This is a genomic window from Pseudomonas sp. R62 (genome assembly GCF_000257605.1).
Classification (GTDB): Bacteria; Pseudomonadota; Gammaproteobacteria; order Pseudomonadales; family Pseudomonadaceae; genus Aquipseudomonas; species Aquipseudomonas atacamensis.
On sequence record NZ_JH635998.1, the window covers coordinates 787917 to 792806 of the forward strand.

6 protein-coding genes are annotated in these 4890 nt (G+C 57.1%); 2 read left to right on the plus strand and 4 right to left on the minus strand.

The genetic code is table 11. The annotated features are described in order from the left end of the window. Positions 1-551 (plus strand): AcvB/VirJ family lysyl-phosphatidylglycerol hydrolase (locus tag OQK_RS05010; protein ID WP_016771397.1); only part of this gene is annotated, 551 nt, incomplete at its 5' end. Between the two features lie 186 nt (positions 552-737). Here OQK_RS05010 and OQK_RS05015 read toward each other — a convergent pair. Genes OQK_RS05015 through OQK_RS05025 form a run of 3 tightly spaced genes read right to left on the minus strand, consistent with a single transcriptional unit; the run spans position 738 to position 2885 of the window. Next, entirely contained in the window at positions 738-1421 is a 684-nt protein-coding gene (locus tag OQK_RS05015; RefSeq protein ID WP_038860584.1) for a serine/threonine protein phosphatase, read from the minus strand. After that, entirely contained in the window at positions 1418-2116 is a 699-nt protein-coding gene (locus OQK_RS05020) for a hypothetical protein (RefSeq protein WP_016771399.1), read from the minus strand. The genes OQK_RS05015 and OQK_RS05020 overlap by 4 nt, the downstream gene beginning before the upstream one ends. A gap of 1 nt (position 2117) precedes the next feature. Then, positions 2118-2885: a hypothetical protein gene (locus OQK_RS05025; RefSeq protein ID WP_016771400.1), complete on the minus strand. Its 768-nt coding sequence runs from the start codon at positions 2883-2885 to the stop codon at positions 2118-2120. A gap of 604 nt (positions 2886-3489) precedes the next feature. On the opposite strand from OQK_RS05025, the gene OQK_RS05030 reads away from it, so the two are divergent. Next, on the plus strand, positions 3490-3816 hold the full coding sequence (locus OQK_RS05030; RefSeq protein WP_016771402.1) for a DUF3077 domain-containing protein: 327 nt from the start codon (positions 3490-3492) through the stop codon (positions 3814-3816). Between the two features lie 196 nt (positions 3817-4012). On the opposite strand, the gene OQK_RS05035 is transcribed toward OQK_RS05030, so the two are convergent. Beyond that, on the minus strand, positions 4013-4890 hold an 878-nt coding region (locus OQK_RS05035; protein ID WP_016771403.1), incomplete at its 5' end, for a KUP/HAK/KT family potassium transporter.

A 4890-nucleotide genomic window follows, 5' to 3' on the forward strand; every position in this document is an offset into this window, starting at 1 on the left:
TCGACCGCGACGTGGCCGGGGAAATGGCCAAGATCGGCTACCCGGTGGTCGGCATCGACACCCTGCGCTACTACTGGCAACACAAGAGCCCGGAGCAGAGTGCACTGGATCTCACCGAGCTGATGCAGCACTACCGGCAGAAATGGGGCACCAAGCGCTTCATCCTCACCGGCTACTCGTTCGGCGCTGACGTCCTCCCGGCGATCTACAACCGCCTGCCAGAGAACGAACAGCAACGCGTCGACGCGATCATCCTGCTCGCCTTCGCCCGCACCGGCAGCTTTGAAATCGAAGTCGAAGGCTGGTTGGGTAACGCCGGCAAAGAAGCCGCCACCGGCCCGGAAATGGCCAAGCTGCCAGCGGCCAAGGTTGTGTGCATCTATGGTGAAGAAGAGACCGATGAGAGTGGCTGCACCGACAAGACTGCTGTCGGCGAAGCGGTGAAACTGCCCGGCGGGCATCACTTTGATGAAAACTATCCAGCGCTGGCCAAGCGCTTGGTGGAGCTGATTCAGAAGCGCCAGAGCAAGGATTCGGTGGCTGAAGAGTGATCTGAAGCGCACCAAGAAAAGCCCCCGCAACTTCACAGTTGCGGGGGCTTTTTACATTCCAGCAGCCACCAAAATCCCTGTGGGAGCGAGCTTGCTCGCGAATGCGGTGGGTCAGTTTACAGATTCGTCGACTGACACTACGTCTTCGCGCTCCCACAGGGTATTGTGCCGGACTCAGACAACTCGTCAGTCCCGCCGGCCAAGCTGAACATCTATCCACGTGACATCATCGTCGCCAACGCTAAAGTCGCTATCCGGCGCCGCCAACAAAATGCTTTGCTGGACTTGCGTCAAGTCCGCCCAAAAGCCATCAGTGACAAATACCAAGCGCTCAACAGCCTCCAGTTCACACCAAACAAAGTCAGGGTTCGGAACCCGATTGATCTTCAAGCATCGCGTTACTGAATTTCGAGCTGGATCTTGCGCCAACTCACAGTGCGAACGGTCGCGCCGCCAATTGGCCTTGCAGTGAGGAGGCGTAATCCACTCGATGGCTCCCAACAGCGTCACAATCCCGCATGAACAGTCACCTTCGTATGCAACGGTGAGTCGGCCATGAGCGACCAAGCCAATCAGGTAACAGATGGCTCCCGTCTGATCAGCAGGCAACGACGCATGAAAATCCGACAGTATTGAACCCAATAGACGCTCGATAGCTCCGGGTTCTGCAGCATAGCCCCCCTGCTCCAACTGTGTGGAATCAGCCGCCAACATGCCGCTTACGAAGCATTCAGCCAGCTGTCCACTGCCGCGCCTTGAAGTGCCATCCGCGACAACAAAAAAACCACGGTCACCCTCACAGGTAGCTCCGGCATAGTCATTATTTGCTCTGCTGGCTTGCCCAGTGATTGATCGGGAGAGGTATCTCATGCGCTGGCCAGCGCTTTCATACGCCTGTGAATAATCTGCCCTCTGCCTGGATTCGCCTGCACCGAGCCTGAACTTTCGATCACATAGCCAACCCCGTCGAGCGCCATCAGTTTGCGGATTCCATCTGTGACGAACGCCTTAAGGTCGCTGTCGGCCTGGCCCACCTCCTCCAACAGCTCAGGCCGACCATCGATCAAGATGATCATGTCCTCGACATCCTTGTGATAAGGATCACCATTTCCCCGACCGGCGAAAGCTTCCAGTTTCGTCGCGAGAAAATACGTGGGCTGGAATATCTGGATGACAGTGCCGCTGGGCAAGGTGAATTTATCCGCACTCGCCAGCCCCTCGACGAACCAGCGGTTGGCATAGCCGAGTACTGCAGGGTCGGAAGGCATGACATCCACAACAACGTCATTGAAGCGAAAACGACAATTGACCTCGTCCTCACCGGTGATCTTGAATCCCTTGGCAGCCAGCCGCTCAGTGAGTTGGTTCCAGGCGCTGATACCGGCCAACTCGATCACTAAATCAACGTCATCAGTGAAACGAATGTCGTCCAGCACGGCTGTATCTGTAACCAGCATGGAAGTTGTGCAACCGCCAACAAAAGCAACTTCGGCGAGAAACGCCTCGCCCAAGCCTTCAGCCACGAACTCAATAAGTTCGTAGTTGTGATCCGCGTTTGACGACATGTTATTTAAGCCCCATCCCTGCCTTCAGAATACTGATTGCCACACCACACTCACGCGGACCACCCAGACGGATTGCATCAGCGAGCGCCAGATAGTGGTAAAGGATCCGGTCTTTTTTCACCGCTTCCGGCACTGTTTTGTAAAGCGGCTCTATCGCTTGGCCTCGCTCGGTTCCCTGCGCATCCGGCCAGACCGGAATCAAACCACCCGCACTCTTGATGCTTTTGGACAGCGCAGGCGCCGCAAAGCCTGTGGGTATGCCACGAACCATCGCGCCAGGCTTGACCGGGAAGAAGTACTTCAGCGCGTACTCGGTAATTTTCAGCAGTTCCCGGCGGTGCACTTTGGCAAGCCCGGTGTCGTAGTCATGGATGAGCAATCCGGATTCCCGGCATCGGGCGAGAGCATTTGAGACTTCGCTTTTGCTCAGTCCGAGAGAGGCAGACAGCGCACGCAGAGAGTACCGATCGCTCCAACTTGTCAGCGGTGGATCAGATGCTGGTTCCGCCCAACCCTCCCAGCCTGGCCCATCAGCGAAAGGCGAATCGAGTTCGCGGTGTTGGAAGATTGTGTCTTCCCCATCAGTGGAGTAGGTGACCAATGGCTTCCCCACACTCTCCCCTGCGGTCATCGGGCTGACGACATAAGGCCTGAGCAGCTCTTCGACCCTGTCCGAATTCGATTCGGCCTCCATCTCCCCCAAAAGGTTCTCTTCCTGAGCGTGGAGACTGGCCATCTTGAACAAAAGTAAAATGTCTTGACTCTTCATTTAGCTCAAAACCTCGAGTGTCCACATTCCATAAAACGTGGACACTTGTCTCACTGCCGAGGCCGGGTCGTCAAGCCCTTTGGTCGATCACTAATCGCTGCATACCTTGCCCTCATATCGTCATGGCTGATTGCGCGGACCAAATCAAAGATGAGCAATCGTTCACTGGCCTCCTTTTCGATCCGAAGCTCCTCTGGTTCATCCTGTACTTCTTGTTCCGCTGATGCCGTCATACGAACCTGAATGCTGTGCACACGTCGCTTCGTGCGTGACGTTTAGTATCGTTTACTTCCAGTCTCGCAATATCAGATGACGCCCACAGACCTTGTAGGCAAACTCCGAATCTCGTATTCGGGCGCTTTGCCGCTCTATTGCGCTGTTTTTCGACGGGATACTCTCCGGACGTTGCTGACCCATTCAGCGATCGGGTGTGGTAACCCGGAGAAACCATCGCAACAGCGCGCTCCTCAAGTTATGGCGGCTGTGCGTGGGACGCTTTCGGGCGTGCCGGTTTCCTTGGTTCCCGGTTTACCACCCTGCGTACAGTTGCCTCCCTTTCGCGTGGTAACGAAAGTCGCGGCACTTCGAACCAAGGAGTAACACGATGACCGAAACTGATCTGCACGGACTTGCAAACGCTAAAACCATCGGCTTCCCCCCTTTCCTCTACAACTCGGATCGAGCGTTCTTCAACGTCCGCGCCGGCATCCCGATCATCGATGCCTTGTCCCAATCCTCCGACCTGCTGTCCCTCGCCAAATCCTTCGCCGAGGACGCTGCCTTCATCAGAGACACCGACCGCCATGCCTGGGCGGCGCATTATCTGACGGTGATGGGCAAAGCCTTGATTGATGATGTGATTCAAGCGCTGATGCCGCGACCTGCTCGCACAAAGACCGAATCTGAAGAAGAATTGCCTGAAAGCCACTAACACCACAGAACCCTTGTGGGAGCGAGCTTGCTCGCGAATGCGGAGGGTCAGTTAAACAGATTGTCGACTGACACTACGCCTTCGCGAGCAAGCTCGCTCCCACAGGGGATTTGCGTGGGTTCGAGGTTTATGTGCGGGCACAAAAAAGCCCCCGCCAGCCTTGAAGCTGACGGGGGCTTTTCAGTTGAAGCGAGGCTTACATCTCCACCTGCGTCCCCAACTCGATCACTCGGTTCAACGGCAGATTGAAGAACCGCAAATTGCCATTGGCATTCTTCAACATGAACGCAAACAGCGCCTCACGCCAACGCGCCATCCCCTCGAGTTTCGAGGCAATTACCGTCTCGCGACTGAGGAAGTAGGTCGTGCGCATCGGGCTGAAGTCCAGATCATCCAGATGACACAGCTTCAACGCTTGCGGCACGTCCGGCTCGTCGGTGAAGCCGAAGTGCAGGATCACCCGGAAGAAACCCTCTCCGTGCGCTTCGACCTCGAAGCGCCGCGATGGCGGCACACGGGGGATATCTTCGTAGACCACCGTCAGCAACACCACTTGCTCATGCAGCACCTGGTTGTGCAGCAGGTTGTGCAGCAGCGCGTGGGGCACGGCGTCGGAGCGGGCGGTGAGGAACACGGCGGTGCCCTGCACGCGATGCGGCGGTTGCACGCGGATGCTGCTGATGAAGATCGGCAACGGCAGCGCGCCTTCGTCGAGGCGTTCGACCAGCAGTTGTTTGCCGCGCTTCCAGGTGGTCATCAGCACGAACAGGGCGATACCGGCGATCACCGGGAACGCGCCACCCTGAACGATCTTCGGCACGTTGGCAGCGAAGTACAGGCCATCCACCAGCAGGAAGCCAAGCAACACCGGCACCGCGAGGATCGGTGGCCATTTCCACAGCAGCAGCATCACGGCGGACACCAGAATGGTGGTCATCAGCATCGTGCCAGTCACTGCCACGCCGTAGGCCGAGGCCAGTGCACCGGAGGATTCGAAGCCCAGCACCAGCAGGACCACGCCGACCATCAGCGCCCAGTTCACCGCACCGATGTAGATCTGGCCCTGCTCGTCGC